The 21878-nt window shown below is 62.8% G+C and carries 22 protein-coding genes; 11 read left to right on the forward strand and 11 right to left on the reverse strand.

The genetic code is table 11. The features are described from left to right. Window positions 1–121: 121 nt before the first annotated feature. From AB7M33_RS20100 to AB7M33_RS20115, 4 genes are all read left to right on the forward strand, one after another. The gene (locus tag AB7M33_RS20100; RefSeq protein WP_027596214.1) at window positions 122–1048 is read left to right on the forward strand and encodes an alpha/beta fold hydrolase; all 927 of its coding nucleotides are present in this window, start codon (window positions 122–124) and stop codon (window positions 1046–1048) included. A gap of 68 nt (window positions 1049–1116) precedes the next feature. Then, a complete protein-coding gene (locus AB7M33_RS20105; RefSeq protein ID WP_454243416.1) occupies window positions 1117–1536 on the forward strand; it encodes a VOC family protein in 420 nt (139 codons plus the stop codon). Next, window positions 1533–2312, forward strand: coding sequence for an alpha/beta fold hydrolase (locus AB7M33_RS20110; RefSeq protein ID WP_454243417.1), 780 nt, complete (start codon window positions 1533–1535; stop codon window positions 2310–2312). The genes AB7M33_RS20105 and AB7M33_RS20110 overlap by 4 nt, the downstream gene beginning before the upstream one ends. A 354-nt stretch (window positions 2313–2666) precedes the next feature. Continuing rightward, window positions 2667–4346 (forward strand): MFS transporter, encoded by a 1680-nt coding sequence (locus tag AB7M33_RS20115; RefSeq protein ID WP_027596216.1) that lies wholly within the window; start codon window positions 2667–2669, stop codon window positions 4344–4346. Between the two features lie 385 nt (window positions 4347–4731). On the opposite strand, the gene AB7M33_RS20120 is transcribed toward AB7M33_RS20115, so the two are convergent. Together AB7M33_RS20120 and AB7M33_RS20125 are read right to left on the reverse strand one after the other, a co-directional pair. Then, window positions 4732–5301: a hypothetical protein gene (locus tag AB7M33_RS20120; RefSeq protein WP_099428941.1), complete on the reverse strand. Its 570-nt coding sequence runs from the start codon at window positions 5299–5301 to the stop codon at window positions 4732–4734. Window positions 5302–5386: 85 nt separating this feature from the next. Then, window positions 5387–5773 (reverse strand): VOC family protein, encoded by a 387-nt coding sequence (locus tag AB7M33_RS20125; protein ID WP_027596218.1) that lies wholly within the window; start codon window positions 5771–5773, stop codon window positions 5387–5389. Between the two features lie 499 nt (window positions 5774–6272). Between AB7M33_RS20125 and AB7M33_RS20130 the strand changes: the two genes are divergently transcribed. Continuing rightward, on the forward strand, window positions 6273–7178 hold the full coding sequence (locus AB7M33_RS20130; RefSeq protein ID WP_027596219.1) for a LysR family transcriptional regulator: 906 nt from the start codon (window positions 6273–6275) through the stop codon (window positions 7176–7178). A gap of 36 nt (window positions 7179–7214) precedes the next feature. Here AB7M33_RS20130 and AB7M33_RS20135 read toward each other — a convergent pair whose 3' ends face one another. Then, window positions 7215–7688, reverse strand: coding sequence for a YMGG-like glycine zipper-containing protein (locus AB7M33_RS20135; protein ID WP_265969712.1), 474 nt, complete (start codon window positions 7686–7688; stop codon window positions 7215–7217). A gap of 58 nt (window positions 7689–7746) precedes the next feature. Next, window positions 7747–8334 (reverse strand): TetR/AcrR family transcriptional regulator, encoded by a 588-nt coding sequence (locus AB7M33_RS20140; RefSeq protein ID WP_454243418.1) that lies wholly within the window; start codon window positions 8332–8334, stop codon window positions 7747–7749. Between the two features lie 104 nt (window positions 8335–8438). Between AB7M33_RS20140 and AB7M33_RS20145 the strand changes: the two genes are divergently transcribed. Further along, window positions 8439–9647 carry an MFS transporter gene (locus AB7M33_RS20145; RefSeq protein ID WP_454243419.1) on the forward strand — a complete coding sequence of 403 codons (1209 nt, stop codon included), beginning with the start codon at window positions 8439–8441 and terminating at the stop codon, window positions 9645–9647. Here the strand turns inward: AB7M33_RS20145 and AB7M33_RS20150 are convergent. The 4 genes from AB7M33_RS20150 to AB7M33_RS20165 all read right to left on the reverse strand — a co-directional run bounded on the left by AB7M33_RS20150 (window position 9599) and on the right by AB7M33_RS20165 (window position 14793). After that, window positions 9599–11158 carry an MDR family MFS transporter gene (locus AB7M33_RS20150; protein WP_454243420.1) on the reverse strand — a complete coding sequence of 520 codons (1560 nt, stop codon included), beginning with the start codon at window positions 11156–11158 and terminating at the stop codon, window positions 9599–9601. The genes AB7M33_RS20145 and AB7M33_RS20150 overlap by 49 nt on opposite strands. A 53-nt stretch (window positions 11159–11211) precedes the next feature. Then, window positions 11212–11874 (reverse strand): TetR/AcrR family transcriptional regulator, encoded by a 663-nt coding sequence (locus AB7M33_RS20155; protein WP_454243421.1) that lies wholly within the window; start codon window positions 11872–11874, stop codon window positions 11212–11214. 122 nt (window positions 11875–11996) lie between these two features. Then, the gene (locus tag AB7M33_RS20160) at window positions 11997–13751 is read right to left on the reverse strand and encodes a phosphoethanolamine transferase CptA (protein ID WP_454243422.1); all 1755 of its coding nucleotides are present in this window, start codon (window positions 13749–13751) and stop codon (window positions 11997–11999) included. A 133-nt stretch (window positions 13752–13884) separates the two neighbouring features. Beyond that, a complete protein-coding gene (locus AB7M33_RS20165) occupies window positions 13885–14793 on the reverse strand; it encodes a DMT family transporter (protein WP_454243423.1) in 909 nt (302 codons plus the stop codon). Window positions 14794–14907: 114 nt separating this feature from the next. Between AB7M33_RS20165 and AB7M33_RS20170 the strand changes: the two genes are divergently transcribed. Beyond that, window positions 14908–15723 carry an AraC family transcriptional regulator gene (locus AB7M33_RS20170; RefSeq protein WP_454243424.1) on the forward strand — a complete coding sequence of 272 codons (816 nt, stop codon included), beginning with the start codon at window positions 14908–14910 and terminating at the stop codon, window positions 15721–15723. Window positions 15724–15784: 61 nt separating this feature from the next. Further along, a complete protein-coding gene (locus tag AB7M33_RS20175) occupies window positions 15785–15943 on the forward strand; it encodes a DUF2986 domain-containing protein (RefSeq protein ID WP_081717545.1) in 159 nt (52 codons plus the stop codon). A gap of 156 nt (window positions 15944–16099) precedes the next feature. Here AB7M33_RS20175 and AB7M33_RS20180 read toward each other — a convergent pair whose 3' ends face one another. Together AB7M33_RS20180 and AB7M33_RS20185 are read right to left on the reverse strand one after the other, a co-directional pair. Next, a complete protein-coding gene (locus AB7M33_RS20180; protein WP_454243425.1) occupies window positions 16100–16495 on the reverse strand; it encodes a hypothetical protein in 396 nt (131 codons plus the stop codon). 211 nt (window positions 16496–16706) lie between these two features. Next, window positions 16707–17303 (reverse strand): biliverdin-producing heme oxygenase, encoded by a 597-nt coding sequence (locus AB7M33_RS20185; RefSeq protein ID WP_454243426.1) that lies wholly within the window; start codon window positions 17301–17303, stop codon window positions 16707–16709. A 137-nt stretch (window positions 17304–17440) separates the two neighbouring features. On the opposite strand from AB7M33_RS20185, the gene AB7M33_RS20190 reads away from it, so the two are divergent. Further along, window positions 17441–17932, forward strand: coding sequence for a GNAT family N-acetyltransferase (locus AB7M33_RS20190; protein ID WP_027596229.1), 492 nt, complete (start codon window positions 17441–17443; stop codon window positions 17930–17932). A 3-nt stretch (window positions 17933–17935) separates the two neighbouring features. Here the strand turns inward: AB7M33_RS20190 and AB7M33_RS20195 are convergent, their stop codons facing one another. Further along, entirely contained in the window at window positions 17936–19309 is a 1374-nt protein-coding gene (locus tag AB7M33_RS20195) for an APC family permease (protein ID WP_252824802.1), read from the reverse strand. A 335-nt stretch (window positions 19310–19644) separates the two neighbouring features. Between AB7M33_RS20195 and AB7M33_RS20200 the strand changes: the two genes are divergently transcribed. Beyond that, a complete protein-coding gene (locus AB7M33_RS20200; RefSeq protein ID WP_099430929.1) occupies window positions 19645–20448 on the forward strand; it encodes a helix-turn-helix domain-containing protein in 804 nt (267 codons plus the stop codon). A gap of 45 nt (window positions 20449–20493) precedes the next feature. After that, window positions 20494–21876, forward strand: coding sequence for an aspartate aminotransferase family protein (locus AB7M33_RS20205; RefSeq protein WP_265969724.1), 1383 nt, complete (start codon window positions 20494–20496; stop codon window positions 21874–21876). The last annotated feature ends 2 nt before the right edge of the window (window positions 21877–21878 follow it).

A 21878-nucleotide genomic window follows, 5' to 3' on the forward strand; every position in this document is an offset into this window, starting at 1 on the left:
TAATTGCCAGCAGCAGTCGGTCTCGCGCATGTACGGGTCGGTGGGGGGCCAACAGTGCAGGTGCATCTGCGAGAGGGTGGGGTAGGCCATGGCGGCCGGTTTGCAGCCAAGGGGAGCTTCTATGCGTTCGCTGTGCGGTCCCAAGGATCATTTGCTTGACCTCGACGGTATTGAAATAGCGGTACGCACCTGGGGGCCGGAAGACGGTATCCCGGTGCTGGCCTTGCATGGGTGGCTGGATAACGCCGCCTCGTTCGATCGGCTCGGGCCGTTGCTCGACGGCTGTTTCGTGGTGGCGCCAGACTTGGTCGGCCATGGCCGCTCCAGCCATCGGCGCCACGACAGCGGCTATTACCTCTGGGAGCATGCCGAGGATATGCTGGCGGTGGTCGACAGCCTGGGCCTGGCGCACTTCCATGTGCTGGCCCACGGCATGGGCAGCGGCATCGCCTCGTTGCTCGCCGCTCTGTCCAGCGGCATTTCCAGCATGACCTTCCTCGATGGCATGGGCGCGCCGTTCACGGTCGCGGAGGATGACCGCGTGCAGCATCTGGCGCGCTCCTACCGGCTTAAACGGATGGTCCAGCGCAGCCAGCTTCAGGGGTTCGGCGAGCCCGACGCGAGCCGCTTCGACACGATTGAAGCGGCCTTGCAGCAGCGCCGCCAGCGCTTGGACGGCGAGCTGTCGGAGGACGCTGCGCGGTTGTTGGCCCGTCGTGACCTGCTGCAGGTTGGCGACGGCTATTGTTGGCGCCACGATCCACGCTTGGTGCTGCCCGAACCCATGCCGTTGACCGAGCGAGAAGCCTGTGACCTGCTCAGCCAGATCCAATGCCCGCTGTACCTGATGTTCGGCCGACAAGGGGCCTTTAGCGGCAACGCGTACGCCCAGCGTGAAACGGCCTTGCCTGGCCATGCGCGGGTTTCATGGCACCCAGGCGGGCATCACTTCCACCTTGAGGCACCGGACCGGGCTTTGGTCGATCAGTTGTTGCGGCTGTTGGCACGTCATGAAGGTGGCCAGTTACAGCGCCTGGTCAATGAGTAGCGAGCACGCCGAATAGTGGGCTATGGTGGCGTCTGACCCTCGCGCACACGCCACAAGGAGTCCCCGGCATGCGACCGTTCGCCATCAAGCACATCGACCACCTCGTCCTGCGGGTCAGCGACCTGCCGCGCAGCCTCGCCTTCTATGTGGGCGTGCTGGGCTGCACGGTCAGCAAGGTGCGTAAAGACCTGGGCATGGTCCACCTGGCGACGGGCACTGCCATGATCGACCTGGTCACGCTGGACGGTGTGCTGGGGCAGCCGGGTGGCGCCGCGCCGGGCGCAGAGGGGCGTAACCTGCATCATTTGTGCCTGCGTATCGAGCCCTTCGATGAGGCGGCATTGACCGCTTACCTGCGCGCTGCGGGTGTAACGGTGGAGCCTGCCGAGAAACGCTACGGCGCTGAGGGCGAAGGGCCGTCGTTGTACTGCTTCGACCCCGATGGCAACCAGGTCGAGCTCAAAGGGCCGGTGCCGGAGGCGTCATGACGGGTTTGCAGACGCACGAGCACTGGATCGCCACGGCCCAAGGCACGCTGTTCGCTCAAGAGTGGTCGCCGCTACAGCCGCAGGGTGCCCCCATCATTCTGTTGCACGATTCGCTGGGGTGTGTGGCCTTGTGGCGAGACTTCCCTGCGCAACTGGCGCGCAGCACCGGGCACCCGGTAATCGCCTATGACCGCCTCGGTTTCGGTCGCTCCGACGCGCATCCCACCCGGTTGCGCCTGGGCTTTGTCGAGGCCGAAGCGCGCCAGGGCTTCGCGGCGGTGCGCGAACACTTGCATATCGATGCCTTCATTGTCTTCGGCCACAGCGTGGGCGGGGGCATGGCGGTGGGGTGTGCGGCAGCGTTCGCGGACCATTGCCAGGGGCTGATCACGGAGTCCGCCCAGGCCTTTGTCGAAGCAGGGACGCTGGAGGGTATTCGTGCGGCGGATCTGCAGTTTGCAGAGCCCGGGCAGTTGCAGCGGCTGCGCCGTTATCATGGTGACAAGGCCGAATGGGTATTGCGTGCGTGGGTGGATAACTGGTTGAGTGAAGACTTCGCCGAGTGGAGCCTGGATGCGCTGTTGCCGCAGGTACATTGCCCCTTGCTGAGCCTGCACGGTGATAACGATGAGTTCGGCTCCCAGGCTCACCCCGAGCGCCTTGTCGCGCTTACTTCGGGCCCCGGCGTGTTGCGGCTGATACCGGGCTGTGGGCATGTGCCGCACCGGGAACAGGCTGATGGGGTGTTGGCAGAAGTCGGGCGCTTTCTACGGTAAATTCCAGGTCAGAGGTTGCAGGCCCCAATGGGGTCGCTGCGCGGCCCATCGCAGCGGTTCAGCGCCCCGACAAGCAAGCTTCCACAGGGGGAGCGTATGTCTTGAGAATTTACTTCACCTGTGGGGGTAACTGTCTTGTTCGAGTTTCGGGGGCAGTCCACCCTGTGGCCGCTCGCTATCAAGGCGAGTGGATATCCCCGCAAAGCCGATTATGCTTCAGATACCTTGCTGCGATTCGAGGCGGCCTGCTTCGTCGTGCTTCGCGCAACCAATGCAAGCCCTAGGGCCTGGGTGCGACGGTGAAATGGGTGTGAGGTACTCCGGCCTGCGATAACGACAAGACGGAGGCAACCCATGGCGGTTCTCGACAGCGCATCCACGGGCAGTAGCGCGCCCCAACGCGGTATCACCCGGGAGGAGCGCAAGGTCATCTTCGCCTCATCCCTGGGCACGGTGTTCGAATGGTACGACTTTTACCTGTACGGCTCACTGGCCGCGATCATCGCCAAGCACTTCTTTGCCGGCGTCAATGAAACCACCTCGTTCATCTTCGCCCTCTTGGCGTTTGCCGCAGGCTTTGCCGTGCGGCCGTTCGGGGCCATTGTGTTCGGCCGCCTCGGTGACTTGATCGGGCGCAAGCACACCTTCCTGATCACCATCGTCATCATGGGCCTGTCCACGGCGCTGGTCGGGTTGTTGCCCAGCTATGCGTCGATTGGCGTGGCGGCGCCGGTCATCCTGATCAGCCTGCGCCTGTTGCAGGGCCTGGCACTGGGCGGTGAATACGGCGGCGCGGCGACCTACGTGGCCGAACATGCACCCAAGGGCCGGCGTGGCTTCTTTACTGCCTGGATCCAGACCACCGCGACGCTGGGGCTGTTCCTGTCGCTGCTGGTGATAATGGCCTGCCGCACGGCCATGGGCACCGAGGCGTTCGAGGCATGGGGCTGGCGCATTCCGTTCTTGCTGTCGATCCTGCTGTTGGCCATTTCGGTGTACATCCGCATGCAGCTCAACGAGTCGCCGGTGTTCTTGAAGATGAAGGCCGAGGGCAAGGCTTCCAAGGCGCCGTTGACCGAGTCGTTCGCCCGTTGGGAAAACCTCAAGGTGGTGATCATGTCGCTGCTTGGCGGCACCGCCGGCCAGGCGGTGGTGTGGTACACCGGGCAGTTCTATGCGCTGTTCTTCCTGTTGCAGACGCTCAAGATCGACCCGCAGACTGCCAACTTGCTCATCGCAGGTTCGCTGCTGATCGGCACGCCGTTCTTCATCATCTTTGGCAGCCTGTCGGACCGCATCGGCCGCAAGAAGATCATCATGGCCGGTTGCATCATCGCTGCGCTGACCTACTTCCCGATCTTCAAGGCGCTGACCGAGTACGGCAACCCGGATGTGTTCGTCGCCCAGGAGCAGAACCCGGTCGTGGTGGTAGCTGACCCTGGCCAGTGCGCGTTCCAGTTCGACCCGGTGGGCAAGGCCAAATTCACCAGCTCCTGCGACATCGCCAAGAGCCTGCTGGCCAAGCGGGCGATCCCGTATTCGAACGAGAAGGCCGAGCCCGGCAGCGTGGCGCAGATCCGTATTGGCGAGCGGGTGATCCCAAGCTTTGATGGCCGCAGCCTGGCCGCCGCCGACCTCAAGACGCAGAGCGATGCCTTTACCGCCACCCTCGTCGGGGCGCTGAAGGAGGCGGGTTACCCCGAGAAGGCCGACCCGGCGAAGATTCACTACCCGATGGTGCTGTTGCTGCTGACCATCCTGGTGATCTACGTGACCATGGTCTATGGGCCAATTGCGGCCTGGCTGGTCGAGCTTTTCCCGGCGCGCATCCGCTATACCTCGATGTCACTGCCGTACCACATCGGCAACGGTTGGTTCGGTGGCTTCCTGCCGACCGTGGCGTTTGCCATGGTGGCGGCAACCGGGGATATCTACTACGGCTTGTGGTACCCGATCGTGATTGCGCTGATGACGGCGGTGCTGGGGATCTTCTTCATGCCAGAGACCAAGGACCGCGATATCAGCCACACCTGAGTCAGGCCATGAAACCCGTGTAGGAGCAGCCTTGTGCTGCGAAGAGGCCGGTGATAACAACGAAGATCTTCGCTGCTATCCCCGGCCTCTTCGCAGCACAAGGCTGCTCCTACCGAAGCGTGCATGACTTGTCACAGTCAAAATAACCTCACAGGGTAAAGGCATATCCGGTATCCACCCGGTGGCTTCCCCGCAGTCCTGGGGATCTTCTTCATGCCAGAGACCAAGGACCGCGATATCAGCCACACCTTATTCAAGCCATTGAACCCGTGTAGGAGCAGCCTTGTGCTGCGAAGAGGCCGGTGACAGCAGCGAAGATCTCCGTTGTTATCCCCGGCCTCTTCGCAGCACAAGGCTGCTCCTACCGAAGCGTGCATGACCTGCCTCAGTCAAAATACCCTCGCAGGGTAAAGGCGTACCCGGTATCCACCCCGGTGGCTTCCCCGCGGCTCCAGCGCTTGTTCAATACGAACTCGAACGCCGGCTCGTACAACCCGTCCCGCACTACTGCACCACCGAGCACCTCCACGTCATACCAGCCATTGTCCAGCTCGATGATCGGCCGCCCAGGTGCCTGGTAGCGTGCCAGCAGATCGCCGAGGGCCTTGTTGGTGAAGTGCTGCAGGATGCGCCAGGTGTACAGCATCAACGCGCGGTGCTCAACGCGCAGTACGTAGCCGGCACGCTGATGCTTCAGGCGGCTGCCCGGCTCACGCAGGGCCGGGGTGTGGCCATCGAGGGTGAAGATGATCCGATAGGGCAGGTTATCGATGCCGGCAATGGGCAGCACCACACCTTCGCGCACCGCCTTGTCACCGCTGTCGTCATGGGTGAATGCGTGGGCCAAGTCGTCCGCCAAGTCGTTGTCTTGCTTAAACCGCTCAAGCAACTGAATGTCGCCGACCAGGAAGTAATCGATCAGGTCGTTGAGGACCTCACTGAATTCGTGGCGCATTTGTTTTCCTTGTTGGCTGCGCAAGTAAGCAAAGGCAACTATAGCGGACGGCGGGCCACGGGTGCCCGCCAGGCGGGGGTGGCCGTTAGTGTTTCTGGGCGATCTGGATCAAGTTGCCACAGGTGTCGTCGAACACAGCCACGGTGACCGGGCCTGCGGCCGTTGGCGGTTGGGTGAACTGCACGCCGGCCGCGCACAGACGGGTGTATTCAGCCTGGATGTCGCGCACGCCGAACGAGGTTACAGGGATGCCGTCCTGCTTGAGCGCAGCCTTGTACACCTTGGCGGCAGGGTGGGCATCAGGCTCCAGCAGCAGCTCGACGCCGTTTGGCTCGTGGGGTGAGGTCAGGGTAAGCCAGCGGTGCCGGCCCAGGGGGATGTCATGTTTGGGCATGAAGCCGAGCACGTAGTGATAGAAAGCCAAGGCCTTGGCCTGGTCGTCGACAAGAATACTGGTGACAACGATCTTCATAGGCGCACACCGTTTTTTGGGACTTGTCCACTTTCAGTAAAGACCTTTTGGGCAGCGCCGGGGTTCATTTCAGTGTGCAGGGGCTGGGGCATTTCCCGGTGGGTATGGGCGCGAGCAGGTTGTAGCTTGAATAGGCAATTCACATAAACCGGAGAAATGACCATGCAAGATGAACCGAAGAACGAATCGCCATCCCTTGATCACCTCGAGCACGTGGAGGAAGTGGTAACTCAGAAAACCGTATCGTGGCGTACCCGAGGTGCAGCCCCTGTAGTCGGCATGCCTTGTGCGCCAGGCTACAAGCGCGTCGGTGACGAGTGCGTGTTAGCGAACATTCCCTTTGAGTGAGCCGCGTAACGGGGGCGCATGGCGCCCCCCACTAAAAAACATACTCAAGTCATAGGTAAATCCTTCATCACCCAATCCCCCGGCAGCCAGGCGCCACGTTAAAGTGACAGGCAAAATACCAGCGCGCCCAGGCGGCGCCGGAGAGGTGCCTGTGGCTTCCTATACCTTGCGACAACTCAAGTATTTCGTCACCACCGTGGAGGCCGGCAGCGTCGCTGAGGCCTCGCGCCAGCTCTACATCGCCCAGCCTTCGATCTCCACGGCCATCAAAAGCCTGGAAGAAAGCTTCGGCGTACAACTGTTCATCCGCCACCACGCCCAAGGTGTGTCGCTGACACCCAGCGGCAAGCGTTTCTACGCCAAGACCAAATCGCTGCTGCAGATGGCCCACGAGTTCGAGCAGAACGCCCTAGCCGATAACGACACCGTTGCCGGGCAAATCGATATCGGCTGTTTCGAGACGGTGGCGCCGCTGTACCTGCCGCGCCTGATCGCCGGCTTTCGCGAACGCTACCCTGGCGTTGACATCCGCCTGCGCGATGGCGAGCAGCAGGACCTGATTCAGGGCCTGACCGCCGGCACCTTCGACCTGGCGTTTCTCTACGACCACGACCTGGACGGCACCATCGAGGCCGAGCCGCTGATGCCGCCGCAAAAACCCTATGTGCTGTTGCCCGAAAAGCACCGCTTTGCCGGGCAGAGCCAGGTCTCGCTGCGCGATCTCTGCCCCGAGCCGATGATTCTGCTGGACGTGGCCCCCAGCCGGACCTACTTCGTCAGCCTGTTCAACGAAATGGGCCTGACCCCGAACATCGTCTTCAGCTCGCCGTCGATCGAGATGGTGCGCGGGATGGTGGGGCAGGGGTTCGGCTTTTCGCTGTTGGTCACCCGCCCACATTCGGAATGCACCTACGATGGGCAGCGCCTGGCGATGGTCGATATCGCCGAACCTGTGGCGCTGTCGGGGCTGGCGGCAGCCCGCTTGAAGCGGGTTCAGTTGACCAAGCCGGCACAACTGTTCGTCGAGTTTTGCCGGGAAGAACTGGCCAAGTTCTAGTGTCTGCCGCCGGCCTGACCTTGAAGTCGCAGAGGCTCAAGGGTTGACTTGGTACCCACGGCCTTGCAGGCAACCGCCGTACGCGCTGGCATGGGCCGAGCTCTGCGCTTCGCCCTGGGTACGCCGGTCCTGGCGGCGATCCTGGCGCTGGCGCATGCCACCCACTGCCGCACCGGCGGCGGCGGTTTCACCGGCGCGGTTTTGCCGGTATTGCTGCTTGGCATCGTCGCTGGCCCGGTCGTACAGCTCTTCATGCTGATTGCCGCGGACCTGCGCACCAACGGCACCTGCTGCTGCGCCAGCTGCCGCGCCGCGTACCCGGCCACCAACGTGGGCATCGCTGGATGTCGAGGCGCTGTTTGCGGCATTGGTGGCGACGGTATTGCAATCATTGATGTCCAATTGCATCTGCTGGCTGCTCTGGCCTTTCAGCGGTACCACTGACTGCGCCTGGGCGGCAGGTGCTGTGCACAGTAGCACCAGCAGGTAACTCCATGTGAGTGAACGCATGGCACACCTCCTGTGGGCGTGAACCCCCTCTCACAGGATAGTCCGCCTGCGCGGTTTTTCAGCAGGGGTTGCGCAGCCCTTTGAGCATCAGTTCCATGGCGTCCAGGGCCTGCTCCAGCCTTTGGCCTTGGCCCTCTTCTTCGGCAATCCAGAATGCCGTTTCTGCCAGGCCCCCGCAGATCAGCGACGCCAACGCCTGTGGATTGGCCTGGGTGACCACGCCCTGCGCCATCAACTGCTCCAGCATGCTGCGCAGCGACGCGACGCAGTTTAGCTGCGCTTGCGGGGTAGGGGCACCCAATACCGCACGCCCATCACGCAACACGATGCGCTGAATCTCCGGCTCGCGGGCCATTTCCAGGTAGGCGCGGCAGCGGTTGCGAAAGCCCTCCCAGGGGTCGCTGGCCGTGTCGGAAATCGCGTGCAGCCGCGCGTCCATTTCTGCGTCGATTTGCGCGATAACGGCGGCCAAAAGGCCCTTCTTGTCGCCGAAATGATGATAAAGGGCACCACGGGTGAGGTTGGCCTGGGCCGTCAGGTCGTCCATCGATGTCTCACCATAACCACGTTCGCTGAAAACCTGGCGAGCGGTCTCCAGCAGGGTGGCGCGGGTCTGTTCCATGTCGGCGCGGGTACGTCTGACCATTGGGGCTCCTGGAAATGCGGCTTTACATTCAGTGCGTATGATAATAGGGTTTTAATCATACGGTTTGTATGTAAGCCGCTTTTTTTCGATACGGAGAGTCGATCATGCTCAACCCTTACCGCCAGCTGTTCCAGGCAAAAGGCACGGCCGGCTTCGCCTTGGCAGGCCTGGTGGCACGTTTGCCTTTGCCAATGACGGGCATCGGCATCATCACCCTGCTCTCGCAGCTACGCGGTAGCTATGCCTTGGCGGGGGCCGTGGCAGCGACGTTCGTGTTGACCTATGCGCTGATGTCGCCGCAGGTGTCCCGCTTGGTCGACCGGCACGGGCAGCGCCGTGTGCTGCCCGCCGCTGCAGGCTTGTGTGTGGTGGGCCTGTTGGTGCTGCTGGCCTGTACCTGGTGGCAAGCGCCCGATTGGGGGCTGTTCGTCGGGGCCGCGTTGGCGGGCTTCATGCCCAGCATGTCGGCGATGGTGCGTGCGCGCTGGACGGCGCTGTACCGGGGCACGCCGCAGTTGCAGGTGGCGTATTCCCTGGAGACGGTGCTCGACGAGGTCACCTTTATTGCTGGCCCGCCGGTGTCGGTGGGGCTCTGCGTGGGCGTGCTGCCCCAGGCCGGGCCATTGGTCGCGGCGCTGCTGTTGGCGATCGGGGTGTTCGCCTTGGTCGCTCAAACCGGCAGCGAACCGCCCGTGGATGCAGACGCGGGTGCATCGAAAGGCCAGGGCTCGGTGTTGCAGCACTGGGATGTTCGGCTGCTGGCGTTGCTGATGGTGGCCATGGGCGTAATCGTCGGCAGCGTCGACATCGTCAGCGTGGCCTTTGCCGAACAGGCCGGCATGCCGGCAGCGGCCAGCCTGGTATTGGCGTGCTATGCCGTCGGCTCCTGCGCTGCAGGCCTGGTATTCGGGGCCTTGAAATTGCCAACGCCTTTGCACCGGCTGCTGTTGCTGGGCGGCCTGGCGACAGCAGTGACGACCTTGCCGTTGCTGCTGGCTGACAGCGTCTTCGGGCTAGCTGCCGCCGTCTTGCTGGCGGGCCTGTTCTTTGCGCCGACGCTGATCGTGGCGATGTCGCTGGTGGAGCGCCGTGTGCCCGCACAGCAGCTCACCGAGGGCATGACCTGGCTGCTGGCGGGGTTGAATGTCGGTGTCGCGCTGGGGGCGGTGGCGTCCGGGCAGGTGGTCGACCTGGTGGGCGCCAAGGCGGGTTATCAAGTCGCGGTGGTCGCGGGAGTGGCGGTCGCGTTGGTGGCGCTTTACAGCTATCGACGACTGGGCACAGCGACGGGGGCAGCCTTGTCAGGCGCTTGAGCCCGGCGCAGTGGCACCTCGCGCAGCAGCCACGACAAGGCGAATGCCACACTGGTAATCAGGCAGGCCATCAGGAACACCTCGTGCATGGCGGCAGAAAACGCTTCCAGGTAAGTCTGTTGCAAGGCGGCCGGCAATGCATGCACCGCGGTGGGTGACAGGCTGGCCGCTGCCCCAGCCTGGCTGGCGAAGTCGCCGCTCAGTTGCCCCAGCAACGCATGGGAAAACAATGCGCCGAACAGCGACACGCCGATGGAGCCGCCAATCGAGCGGAACAGCGTGGCGCCAGACGTCGCCACGCCCATATGGCGAGGCTCGACACTGTTCTGCACGGCCAGGATCAGCACCTGCATGACCATGCCCAGCCCGGCACCCAGCAGGCCCATGTAGACGTTCATCAACGCCATGGGGGTGTGCAGGTCCAGCCGGCTGAGCAGGCCCAGGGCAATCACCTGCAGCAGGGTGCCGACGATTGGGAAGATCCGGTAGCGGCCCCAGCGACTGATCAGCCGCCCGGTAATCGCCGACACCACCAGCAGGCCGCCCATCAGCGGCAGCATCTGCAAGCCGGCACTGGTCGGCGTGGCGTTTTTCACCACCTGCATGTACAGCGGCAGGAAGGTCACCGCGCCGAACAACGACACCCCCACGATAAAGCCGATCAGGCCGGCGAGCACGAAGGTGCGATGGCGAAACAGGTGCAGCGGCATGATCGGTTCGGCGGCGCGGCGTTGTTCGAAAACGAAGCCGACCAGGCCAATCAGGGCGAACAACGCCAGGCACAGCACATCCAGCGAGGCCCACGGCAGCAGGCTGCCGCCCAGGCTGGTGATGAGCACCACGGCCGCCAGGGCCACGGTCAGAAAGAACGCACCGATATAGTCGACCACGTGTTTGACCGGGGCCACGTGTGGGCGGAACACGCCGCCGATCACCAGCAGCGCGAGCAGGCCCAGCGGCAGGTTGATGTAGAAGATCCAGTGCCAGGACAGGTGCTCCACCAGAAAACCGCCGATCAGCGGGCCTACCACCGTCGCCAGGCCGAACACACCGCCGAACAAGCCTTGGTAACGGCCGCGTTCGGCCGGCGCGATGACATCGCCGATCGCGGCCATCGCCACCACCATCAGGCCGCCGCCGCCCAGGCCTTGAAGGGCCCGGAAGGCGATCAGCTGGGCCATGTCTTGCGCCGCGCCGCACAGCACCGAACCCAGCAGAAACAGCACGATGGCAATCTGCAATACCCGCTTGCGGCCATACAGGTCACCGAACTTGCCGTACAACGGCACTACCACCGTGGAGGCCAGCAGGTAGGCAGTGACGACCCAAGACAGCCAACGCAGCCCGCCAAGGTCGCTGACGATGGTCGGCAGCGCGGTCGAGACGATGGTCTGGTCGAGGGCCGCGAGGAACATCACCAGCATCAGTGCGGCCAGCAGCAGCGGAATAGACGTATGCGTATCCGCTGCGGCCTGCGCGGTAGGGGAGGTGTTATCGGCAGTCGAGTGCATGGGGCTGACCTGAACTGAGTGAGGCGTTCGTGGGGGCCGCGATCCGTGCGTGATCAGTTGACGCCCGCCTGGGCATACTGGCGGCCAACTTCCTGCAGGCCTGCCAGGGCGAAGCTGTACAGCTGGGCAGCCACTGCATCGCCGGGCATTTGAAGCATCTCGTGCAGCGCCCCGGAGCCGCCGCGCGGGCCGATCAGCAGCATGGCCCAGGGCGCGGTGACGCAGAGGATGCAGCGGGTGAGGGCAGGGGCTTCCACGGGGATGGCGGTGATTTCGCTGAACAGCCCCTTCAACAGCGCCAGCTTCAGCGGCGCTGCGGCCTGCAGGTGAGCCTGGCCGTGGGGGCTGGGGGCGAGGATTTCGGCGGCCAGCACACGCAGGTGCCAATTGTCCTGGGCCTGGGAGGCCTTGCGAACCACCAGCTCTACCAATACCCGCAGTTTTTCTGCCGCCGGCTGTGTGCCCTGGGTGATCCGCTGCAAGTCGCTGATATCCAGAAAGCGCTGGCGCGCCTCGTCGAGCACGGCCAGGTACAGGCCATTGCGGCTGCCAAAGTGGTAGTTGATCGACGCCAGGTCGACCTCTGCCTTGGCGGCCACAGCCTTGTTGCTGGTTTCGGCATAACCGAGCGCGGCGAACAGTTCACCGGCGGATTCCAGGATCCGAGTACGGGTGACGGCACCGTCCTTGCGGGGTTCTCGGGGGGCTGCGGGCATGGCGGGCTCTGCGCTGTGGGGAGTAGGCAGAGCTTGTAACAGGCTTAGTCTAAAATCAATTTAAATTTAATTTAAGCGCCGACCGGGCGCGGCGCAAGGCCGCTCCCGGTGGTTGTGAGGGGTTATTGCACGTTGCTGGCCGTCTCCTGCACATGCTCGGCCTTGTCCTGTGGCAGGTGGTCGAACTCGCGCAGGCCGTTGTTGCGGTAGGGGTCACCGATCCAGCGCGGCACAACCTCGAACTGCGGGTTGACGATGCTTTTGGCAGGCTCGTACAGGTCATAGCTGAGCCCGGCCAGATCGGACAGCGTGTGAATCAGGTGCGAACTGCTGTAGGCACGGTTGGCCGTGGCCTGCAGGTCGCGCGGGTGGGCCGCTTGCCAGCTCGGCGAGGTCCACAGCAGGAACGGGATGGTGTACATCGGCCGGGTTGGGGCGCCTTCGTTGCGCCCCAGGCGGTCGTGATCGCCCGAGCTGTAAACATCCTCACCGTGGTCGGAGAGGTACAGCAAAAAGCCGTTGGGGGTGGTGGCCGAGTAGCGCTTGATCAGGCTCGACACCACGTGGTCGTTGTAGCGCACTGCGTTGTCATAGAAGTTGTAGGTTTCCACCTCGCTGGGCGAAAGCTTGGCCGGCACGCCCTGGCGATCGCTGAAATGCTGGAAGGCATTCGGGTAGCGGTAGCGGTAATCCATGTGCGTGCCCAGCAGATGGATGATGATGAACTTGTTTGGCGCTGGGTCTTGCAGGGCTTTCTCGAACGGGTCCAGCACCACTTCGTCGTACTGGCTGGCGTTTTGGTTGCGCTGGTTGTTCAGGTAGACCGGCACGTCCGTTTGCTGGGAGAAGGTGGTCAGCATGGTGTTGCGCTTGGTCATGGTCTGCTGGTTGGTGATCCAGAAGGTCTTGTAGCCTGCCTGTTTCATCAAGTTGATCAGCGACGGGTCGGTGAGGAAGCGGTCCGGGTGCTGTTCGTCACCAAAGGTCAGGATCTGCTGCATCACTTCGATGGTGTAGGGGCGTGGCGACACCACGTTGCTGAACACCGTCAGGCCCTTGTCGCTGGCGGCCAGCGCATCGAGGTTGGGCGTGGTATCGCGCGGGTAGCCGTACAGGTGCATGTGCTCGCGGGTGGTCGATTCGCCCAGCACCAGGACCAACGTGCGCGGCGCGTCACCGCTGCTGTTGCGCAGGTTCTGCAAGGGCGGCAGCGCAGCGTTCTGCGCCAGCAGTTCCTGCATGTTGTTCAACTGTTGGCGGTATTGCTTGTAGCCGACCAGCAACTGCCACGGCACGGCAGGTTCCATGCGTTGCTGAACTTTTTCGGCAGCGTCGGCAAAGTTGCGTTCCTGGGTGACCATCTGTTTGTAGAAGGGGTACACCAGGTTGGCCACCAGCAGCAGGACAACCACCGGAATGCGGCTGCGCAAGGGCAGCGTGACCGGGCGCACGCGCTTGTACAGCAGCACGGCCACCACGGTATACAGCAGCAGCGCCAGGCCCAGCCAGAGGCTGAAGTACTGGCTGAAATACTCGCCAGCCTCGGCGGTATTGGATTCGAACATCACGAAGATGACGCTTTGCGAGAACTCCTGGCGATAGATGCCGAAGTAGCTCAGGCCGACCAGCGAGGCGGCCCACAGCACCAGGCCGATGACTGCCGCGGTGGCGCGGGTAAAGCGCGGCAGCAGCAGTACAGGGGCCAGCCACAGGCTGCTGAGAAACAGCGCATCGCGAAAGCCGGCAAAGCCGGTGGTGCCACTGAACAGCAGCAGCGCCTGGGTAACGCCGGAGAAATACCAGAAGAACAGCAGGAGCCAGCCTAGGCCGGCCCAGTCCACGCCTTTGCGCGTGGGGATTTTTTTAATAGCTGACACGTATGCCTCGTAGAACCTTGGCAGCCACCCAATGTGCGCGTGGCCGGAAAGGGCGTGACGCTAATCTGAAGGTTGTGAAAATAACGTCAAGGCGCAGCGCAATGAGACGGGATGCACGCCCGCCCGGGGCGTTTCAGGTGGCCTCGGGCAGGGTCGCGTTGGCTTTTTTCGGGGGGCGGATCGAGCCGATGTACACCGCCACAATGGTCAGTAACGCACCGCACACCTGGAGCGTCGAGTTGGCCTTGCCGAGGAAGGCGATGTCGATGAAGTAGGTGATCACCGGCTCCAGCAGCAGGATCAAGCCCGCCAGGCCCAGGCTGATCGCGCCAATCGAACGGTTGACCAGCAACCAACCGACGAACTGCACCAGCACGCCATAGATCACCAGCATCAGCCAGGTCTGCCCATCGTTGATCGCCAGGCTCTCACCGTTGGCCAGGGCGTAGCCAAGCAAGACCAGCGCAGCCCACAGGCTCAGGTTGAGCATCTGCGCGATCTTGTCGCCACCGCCGTCGGGCAACTGGGTGTTGACCTTGAGGAAGTACACACAGACGGCATAGGCCAGCCCCGACAGTACCCCATAGATGACACCCTTCATGCCCAGCGCATTGCTCATTTCGGGCATCAGCAACAGGTACAGCCCGACAAAGGCCAGGGTGATCGAGACGAGGAAGTTGGCCGAGGGCTTTTCCTTGAGCAGGTAAAAGCCCAGGAAGGTCATGAAAAACACCTGGCAATTGGTCAGGATCGAACCGATGCCAGGGCCGACGATGTAGATGCTCTGGTGCCAAAGTGCCAGGTCAATGGCCAGAAACACGCCGGCAAGCCCGGTGTACAGCTGCGCCTTGAAGCCCTTGAGCATGACCGGCGTGCGGCGCGCCTTGAGCAGCAGGAAGAACAGGATGGAGGCAAACAGCATCCGGTAGAAGCCCGCGCCGCCGGCGCCTATCTGGGCGAATGCGACAGTCAAGGCGGAAAGGCTGAGCATCAACCCGCCGAACGTCAGTTCGAGGATTGCGCGGTTGTTGTTGGTCGACATGAGGGTTCCCGTTGATCAGTGCCTGTTTAAGGCGTGATAACGTAGCCAGCTACCGTCGGAACGTATTGTAAAAAACTGCACACGCGGTGGTTGAGCTTGGGAGTGGGGGACAGGGTGAACAAGGACTTCGCTGCGTTCAGGCGCATACCTGAAGGAGGGTGTGAACTGCTGACGGCGCGATACAGCCACCAGGCGTTCGGCCGCCACTCGCATGACCGCTATGCCGTGGGCGTTATCAGCGCCGGCATGGAGCGCATGTACTACCGCGGTCGCCATGACCTGGGCGGGCCGGGGAGTGTAGTTACCATCAGCCCTGGGGAAATTCACGATGGCGTGCCCGCCCATGAGCAGGGCTGGATGTACCGCATGCTGTATGTGGACCCGCACTGGCTCAATGGCACCTTGATGCCTAAGCAGGCCAGCGACTTCATCCACCTGTTCCGGGCTGCGTTCGCCGAGCGCCCGGCAGTGGCCCGCACGTTTTTGCATCACCATCAAGCGCTCGAGGCGTCGCACTGTAGCCTGGAGCGAGAAAGCCTGTTACTGGAGTTGCTGCCCTTGCTGTTCGCGCCCAGCGGCCTGTGCGGTGCAGCCACCGAGGCCATCGAAAAGCAGGCCGTGCAGCAGGTGCGGCACAAGCTCGAAGACGAATACGACCAGCACGTCTCGCTGGAGCACCTGGCCAGCCTGGTAGGCCTTGAGCCGTTGTACTTAATCCGGGTATTCAAGAAGAGCGTGGGCATCTCGCCCCACAGCTACCAGATCCAGGTGCGGGTCGCCCACGCCCAGCGCCTGTTGCGTGCAGGCCTGAGTATCGCCGATGCCGCCATCGCGTGCGGGTTCTTCGACCAGAGCCATTTGAACCGGGCATTCAAAAAGGTGGTGGGGCTGACGCCGGGCAGTTTTCGTAGCGGATATTCGCGGGTTTGATTTCTCAGGCGTACAGGTATGATGCCTACAGCGTAACCAGACCTACAGGCCCAGTGGAACCATGAACCGTCGTAAGAAGATCAAACAGTTGATGCAGGCGCATGCCAAGAAAGCCAGTGCCAAGCTGGCGCCGAAAAGCAAGCCCAAGTACATCAGCAAAGCTGACCGGTTGAAGCTGGCAGAGGCTGCCGAAACCACGGTTGTCGAATCGCCGAGCTGATAAAACAGAATGGCGCCTCGCTAGACCTCGGCCGTTATGCATTTCCCTGTAGGAGCAGCCTTGTGCTGCGAAGAGGCCGGTATAGCCACCCAATAAATCCTCGCTGCTGTCACTGGCCTCTTCGCAGCACAAGGCTGCTCCTACCGGGGCCGCGCATCAACGGCGATAGTAGCGGTGATCGTCCTGATAGCGGTGATGCATCGCCCGTTCATGGCGGCGCTCCCAATCACGACGGCGTTCCCAATCGCGTCGGCGCTCCGCTTCGCGGCGGGCTTGCTCGCGGCGCCATTGTTCGCGGCGCCAGTCGCCTCTGCGATCGTGCCAACGATCATCGTGCCAGTCGCGGTCATCATGGGCGAGCAACGGCGCCGTGTGTTCACCCGCCAGGCTGGCCACGGTCGGCCAAGGGTTTTCTGCCGGATGCTGCGGTGCCTGAACGGTTGCCGCGGGGGAGACCGCGTTCGAGGTCTTTATCTGTGATGCTGATGCCGAGCCCACCGCCGCGAACGTGAACAGGCTGAGAAGCATCAACCGTGCGACATGCATTTTCATGAGCGAAGCCAACCTCTGGTTCTATTTAGCTGTGCAGATAGACCTTTAAATAGGGAAAAGTTCTAGAAGGGGTAGGGGTTGATTGATTTGGCGCCTATGAGATCGAGCGCCGCCCGCGCGGCGCTTCGCAGCACAAGGCTGCTCCTACATCTGTTTCGGGCCAATTATTCCTGGGGCATGGTGCGCGACCCTTGTCAGCCCTATCGCACTATCAACCACCACCCGCCACAAACACAGCCCGCACATGCCCCCGATAACTGTCAAACGCGGCAATCACCCCGGCAACCACCTCCGCTTCCTCATCAGCCTCCAGTGCCAACCCATCAAGCTTGGCGACAAACTCACGCCAGTGCAGGCCGCGGCCATCGGGGTGGGGCGCCAGGTGCCGAGCGCCCAGGTTGCCATCCAGGCCCAGGCGCTGGGTCTGTTTGAACAGGAACGCCGCCCCCAGGTTCGACCCTTCGCTGCAATACAGCCAACCCAACGCCTCGGCAGGGCTGGCAATAACCCGTTGCGGCGCAGCAGGCAGCGGCAACCCCAAGGCTTGCAGATCCGCCTCCACCGCTTCGAACCGCGATAAATGCACCAACCCCGGCAGCCGTCGATTCAGCTGCTCGTCGCGGTACAACGCCGTCAGGCTGCCATGGAAACGGTGTTGCACCTGCAGGAAGCGGGCATAGCGCTCACGGTCCTCGAAGGGGCGTGCGGCCATGACCAGTGCGTCGACACTGTCGTGGTCGCGGCTGCTGGACGCTTTCAGGCGTGCGCAGCGGCCGGGTTCGGTGAGGCACGTGGCGGTAGCAGTCATTGGGCGTTTCCGTGTCGAGGTGGCGAGGGTGGCATGGTAATCAGATCGCTCAGCCCAGGAAACGATCCTGTCATGCTGAAAATAATCAGCAGTGATTTATCATGCAGCCTGTCGTCATTACCCCAAGGAGTCCGCGCATGAGCGCCCCTCAGTTCCGCAACCCCGTGCCCGCCGACGCCGAACGCTGCTACGCGATCGAAATCGGCGCCTACGAAGGGGATGAAGCGGCAACCCTGGAAAAAATCCGCACCCGCATTGCCCAGTACCCGGAAGGTTTTCTGCTACTTGAAGCCGAGGGCGAAACCGTCGGCTTCATCAACAGTGGCTGTGCGCATGACGTGGTCATGTCTGACGAGGCCTTCAAGGAGCTGGTCGGCCATGACCCGGCAGCGCCGAACGTGGTGATCATGTCGGTGGTGGTCGACACCGCACACCAGGGCAAAGGCTATGCAAAACGGCTGATGAGCGAGTTCATCCAGCGCATGAAGGCCCAGGGCAAGCAGACCATCCACCTGATGTGCAAAGAGCAGCATGTCGCGCTGTACCAAAAGCTGGGCTACACCTACGTGCAGCCATCGCCCTCCGAGCACGGTGGCATGGCCTGGCACGAAATGCTCATGACGCTCTGAGCCTTATTCGGCCATCTGCAGCTCGGGCAGTTTCACCCGAAACGCCCGGGTCAGCCCAAGCAGGCAGGCGAACCCCACGCCCATCCAGCACAGCCCGATGGTGAACGACAGGCTCGACAAGCTGCTCCACAGCCACAGCGTACTGAGAAACCCCAGCCCAGGAACCACACCGTACAGCAGGCAGTTGCGCGTGCCCCGCAGCTTCTGGTCGACCAGGTAGTGCTTGACCACGGCCAGGTTCACGGCGGAAAACGCGAACAACGCGCCGAAGCTGATCATGTTGGCGACGGTGTCGAGGGTGATGAACAGGGCGATCAGCGACAGCAGGCTGACCAGCATGATCGCCGCCGCTGGTACACGCTTTTTCGTCACCAGTTGACCAAACACCGCCGGCAACGCCCCATCGCGCCCCATGGCGAACAGCACCCGCGACACGCTTGCCTGGGAGACCATGGCCGAAGCGAAGCAGCCGGCGACATAGGTGGCGGTAAACGCCGTCACCAACAGTTCACCGCCCACCCGGCGCATCACGTCCACCGAGGCCGAATCGGGGTCGGCGAAACTGCCCCACTCCGGGAAGACCATCTGTGCGCAGTACGACACCACCAGAAACAGCAGTCCGCCGATCAGCGACACGGCCATGATCGCCAGTGGGATGCGAAACGTTGGGTTGCTGGTTTCCTCGGCCATGGTCGAGACCGCATCGAAGCCAAGAAACGACAGGCACAGCACGGCGGCGCCGGTCATGATCAGCGGCACGCTGAAGCCCTCATGGTGGAAGGGCGCAAGCAATGACACAGGTGCCGACTGGCCGGCCAGGTTGCTGATCGACAAGCCGACGAAGACGATGATGAACACCAGCTGGACGACCACCAGAATCCAGTTCACCCGGGTAATCGATTCGATACCGATCAGGTTGAGGAAGGTCACCAGGGCGATGGAGCCTGCGACCCACACCCAGGCGTGGATGGCCGGGAAGTACTCCGACATGTAGATGCCGATCAGCAGGTAGCTGAGCAACGGCAAGAAGATGTAGTCGAGCAGCAGCGTCCAGCCGGTCATGAAGCCGATGTGGGTGCCGAAGGCTTTGCGGGTGTAGGTGTACACGGAGCCGGAGTAGGGGTGCGCTTGCACCATGCGGCCGTAGCTGTAGGCAGTCAGCAGCATGGCGGCGAGGGTCAGCAGGTAGGCGGTGGGCAGGTGCCCCTTGGTCATCTGGGTAACCAGGCCATAGGTGGTGAATACCGCCAGTGGCACCATGTAGGCAAGGCCGAACAGCACCAGGGCACTCAGCCCCATGGATTTTCTGAAGCGGCCCGAAGGGCTGGAAGGCGACGCGGCATGGGCGGGTTGGGCTGTAGTTGTTGTTGTATGCATTGCTAACTCCTGAAATCGGATGCAGGACGCCGCGGTAGGCGAGTGGGCTCGATACCGTTGTGGGGTCATGAAAGGAGGCTGGGCCAGCGTGCGGTGCGCGGCCCTCAGGGGTGGGGCCGGACGATGCTCCCACACCCCGGGCACACTCGAAATCACCCTTTGGGGTGAGCCGGTCGTCGCCTTAAAACGCTCACCCCAAAGGGTGATTTCGGTCTCTGCCTGACCGTGGGAGTATTTGCAAACAACGCGCCGCCCCGACGGCGATACCGTTTCCCGCTACCGGCAGAATTCCAGTGAACAGTGACCAATTGGCTTCAGAGCAGTGGTTCGAGCACATGGCCAAGGTGACCGACACGATCGGCCAACCAGGTTTTGCCGCCACCTTGTTCGGTGCGCTCGGGTTCATCCGGCCGATCCAGGCCACCACGGTCTACCTCTACCCCCATGACGGCATGCCGAGCGCGCTGTTCGAGCAGGATGACAAGGCGCCCTGGCTGCCAGAAGGCAATGTCAGCCGCTACCTTTCCGGGTTCTACCTGCTCGACCCGTTCTACGGTGCCTGCGTGGAGCGCGTCGAGTCTGGCTGCTACGGCCTGTTCGACGTGGCCCCTGACCACTTCGAAGTGAGTGAGTACTACCAGTCGTTCTACCGCCATTCGCACCTGGAGGATGAGCTCAATTACATCCTGCAGGTCGCGCCCGGCCAGAGCCTGGCGGTGTCGCTGGCCTTTACAGACAAACTGGACGTGCCAAGCCGCGAGCTGTTCGGCCGTGTCACGCCTTGGGTGCTGGCGGTGCTCAACAAGCACTTCGCCGGGCTGGGGAGCCGCGGGGGGCGTTTCGAGAACGTGCTGGAGCAGCGTATCCATGCCGCGCTCAACAACTTTGGCAGCTCGTTGCTGACCGAGCGCGAGTGCCGCATCGCCCAACTCATCCTGCGTGGCCACTCGACCAAGTCCTTGGCCGAGCGCCTGGGGGTGTCGGAAGACACCATCAAGTCCCACCGCAAAAACGTCTACGCCAAGCTCGACATCGGCACGCAGTCCGAACTGTTTTCCTTGTTCATCGACGCGCTGGCCAATGCCCAGGGCGTGCTGGGCAAGGACCCGCTGGAAAGCTACATGGGCAAGCTGCGCTAAGCGCCGCAGCCCTGCAACACCCACCGACAACAAGGAAAACCACCCATGAATGCGCCTTTCGTTCCCCAACGCCAGACCCGTGACTACCAGGCCGCCGACGCCGCGCACCACATCCACGCCTTTCTCGACCAGAAGGCGCTCAATGCCGAAGGCCCGCGGGTCATGGTTGGAGGTGAACGGCTGCACCTGTGGGACAGCGAGGGCAAGCGTTACCTGGATGGCATGTCGGGGCTGTGGTGCACTCAGCTGGGGTACGGTCGCAAGGACCTGACCGCCGCCGCCGCCGCGCAAATGGACCAGTTGGCCTACTACAACATGTTCTTCCACACCACCCACCCGGCGGTGATCGAGCTGTCCGAGTTGCTGTTCAGCCTGTTGCCTGGCCACTACAGCCACGCGATCTACACCAACTCCGGGTCCGAGGCCAACGAGGTGCTGATCCGCACCGTGCGCCGTTACTGGCAGGTGGTTGGCCAGCCGACCAAGAAGATCATGATTGGCCGCTGGAATGGCTACCACGGCTCGACCCTGGCGGCCACGGCGCTGGGCGGCATGAAGTTCATGCACGAGATGGGCGGGCTGATCCCGGACGTGGCGCACATCGACGAGCCGTACTGGTACGCCGAAGGTGGCGAGCTGACCCCGGCCGAGTTCGGCCGCCGCTGCGCGTTGCAGCTGGAGGAAAAGATCCTCGAACTGGGTGCGGAAAACGTCGCCGGTTTTGTCGCCGAACCCTTCCAGGGGGCCGGGGGCATGATCTTCCCACCGGAAAGCTACTGGCCCGAGATCCAGCGGATCTGCCGCCAATACGACGTGCTGCTGTGCGCCGACGAGGTGATCGGCGGTTTTGGCCGCACCGGCGAATGGTTTGCCCATGAGTATTTCGGCTTCGAGCCGGACACCCTGTCGATCGCCAAGGGCCTGACCAGCGGCTATGTGCCCATGGGCGGCCTGGTGTTGAGCAAGCGCATCGCCGAAGCCCTGGTGGAACGCGGCGGGGTGTTTGCCCACGGCCTGACCTATTCGGGCCACCCGGTGGCGGCGGCCGTGGCCATCGCCAACCTCAAGGCGCTGCGCGATGAAGGCATCGTGCGCCAGGTGAAGGATGACACCGGGCCGTACCTGCAGCGCATCCTGCGTGAAGTGTTTGCCGATCACCCCTTGATTGGCCAGGTGCAGGGTGCGGGCCTGGTGGCGGCGCTGCAGTTCGCTGAACACAAGCCGACCCGCAAGCGCTTTGCCAACGAGAACGATCTGGCCTGGCAGTGCCGCACCTTCGGCTTCGAAGAAGGCGTGATCATTCGCTCGACCTTGGGCCGGATGATCATGGCGCCGGCACTGGTGGCCAACCGCGCCGAGCTGGACGAACTGGTCGACAAGACACGTATCGCTGTAGACCGCACTGCCCGGTTGGTGGGCAGGCTCTGAGC

It is taken from the genome of Pseudomonas sp. Y3 TE3536, from assembly GCF_053629175.1.

Excerpts from the sequence above, each read along its gene's own strand:
- AB7M33_RS20195 (WP_252824802.1), bottom strand. The coding sequence starts at position 19,309 with ATGCATACAACAACAACTACAGCCCAACCCGCCCATGCCGCGTCGCCT.
- AB7M33_RS20155 (WP_454243421.1), bottom strand. The coding sequence starts at position 11,874 with ATGCCCGCAGCCCCCCGAGAACCCCGCAAGGACGGTGCCGTCACCCGT.
- AB7M33_RS20205 (WP_265969724.1), top strand. The coding sequence starts at position 20,494 with ATGAATGCGCCTTTCGTTCCCCAACGCCAGACCCGTGACTACCAGGCC.
- AB7M33_RS20150 (WP_454243420.1), bottom strand. The coding sequence starts at position 11,158 with ATGCACTCGACTGCCGATAACACCTCCCCTACCGCGCAGGCCGCAGCG.
- AB7M33_RS20115 (WP_027596216.1), top strand. The coding sequence starts at position 2,667 with ATGGCGGTTCTCGACAGCGCATCCACGGGCAGTAGCGCGCCCCAACGC.
- AB7M33_RS20125 (WP_027596218.1), bottom strand. The coding sequence starts at position 5,773 with ATGAAGATCGTTGTCACCAGTATTCTTGTCGACGACCAGGCCAAGGCC.
- AB7M33_RS20180 (WP_454243425.1), bottom strand. The coding sequence starts at position 16,495 with ATGAAAATGCATGTCGCACGGTTGATGCTTCTCAGCCTGTTCACGTTC.
- AB7M33_RS20145 (WP_454243419.1), top strand. The coding sequence starts at position 8,439 with ATGCTCAACCCTTACCGCCAGCTGTTCCAGGCAAAAGGCACGGCCGGC.
- AB7M33_RS20175 (WP_081717545.1), top strand. The coding sequence starts at position 15,785 with ATGAACCGTCGTAAGAAGATCAAACAGTTGATGCAGGCGCATGCCAAG.
- AB7M33_RS20100 (WP_027596214.1), top strand. The coding sequence starts at position 122 with ATGCGTTCGCTGTGCGGTCCCAAGGATCATTTGCTTGACCTCGACGGT.
- AB7M33_RS20110 (WP_454243417.1), top strand. The coding sequence starts at position 1,533 with ATGACGGGTTTGCAGACGCACGAGCACTGGATCGCCACGGCCCAAGGC.
- AB7M33_RS20105 (WP_454243416.1), top strand. The coding sequence starts at position 1,117 with ATGCGACCGTTCGCCATCAAGCACATCGACCACCTCGTCCTGCGGGTC.
- AB7M33_RS20135 (WP_265969712.1), bottom strand. The coding sequence starts at position 7,688 with ATGCGTTCACTCACATGGAGTTACCTGCTGGTGCTACTGTGCACAGCA.
- AB7M33_RS20200 (WP_099430929.1), top strand. The coding sequence starts at position 19,645 with ATGGCCAAGGTGACCGACACGATCGGCCAACCAGGTTTTGCCGCCACC.
- AB7M33_RS20140 (WP_454243418.1), bottom strand. The coding sequence starts at position 8,334 with ATGGTCAGACGTACCCGCGCCGACATGGAACAGACCCGCGCCACCCTG.
- AB7M33_RS20185 (WP_454243426.1), bottom strand. The coding sequence starts at position 17,303 with ATGACTGCTACCGCCACGTGCCTCACCGAACCCGGCCGCTGCGCACGC.
- AB7M33_RS20190 (WP_027596229.1), top strand. The coding sequence starts at position 17,441 with ATGAGCGCCCCTCAGTTCCGCAACCCCGTGCCCGCCGACGCCGAACGC.
- AB7M33_RS20165 (WP_454243423.1), bottom strand. The coding sequence starts at position 14,793 with ATGTCGACCAACAACAACCGCGCAATCCTCGAACTGACGTTCGGCGGG.
- AB7M33_RS20120 (WP_099428941.1), bottom strand. The coding sequence starts at position 5,301 with ATGCGCCACGAATTCAGTGAGGTCCTCAACGACCTGATCGATTACTTC.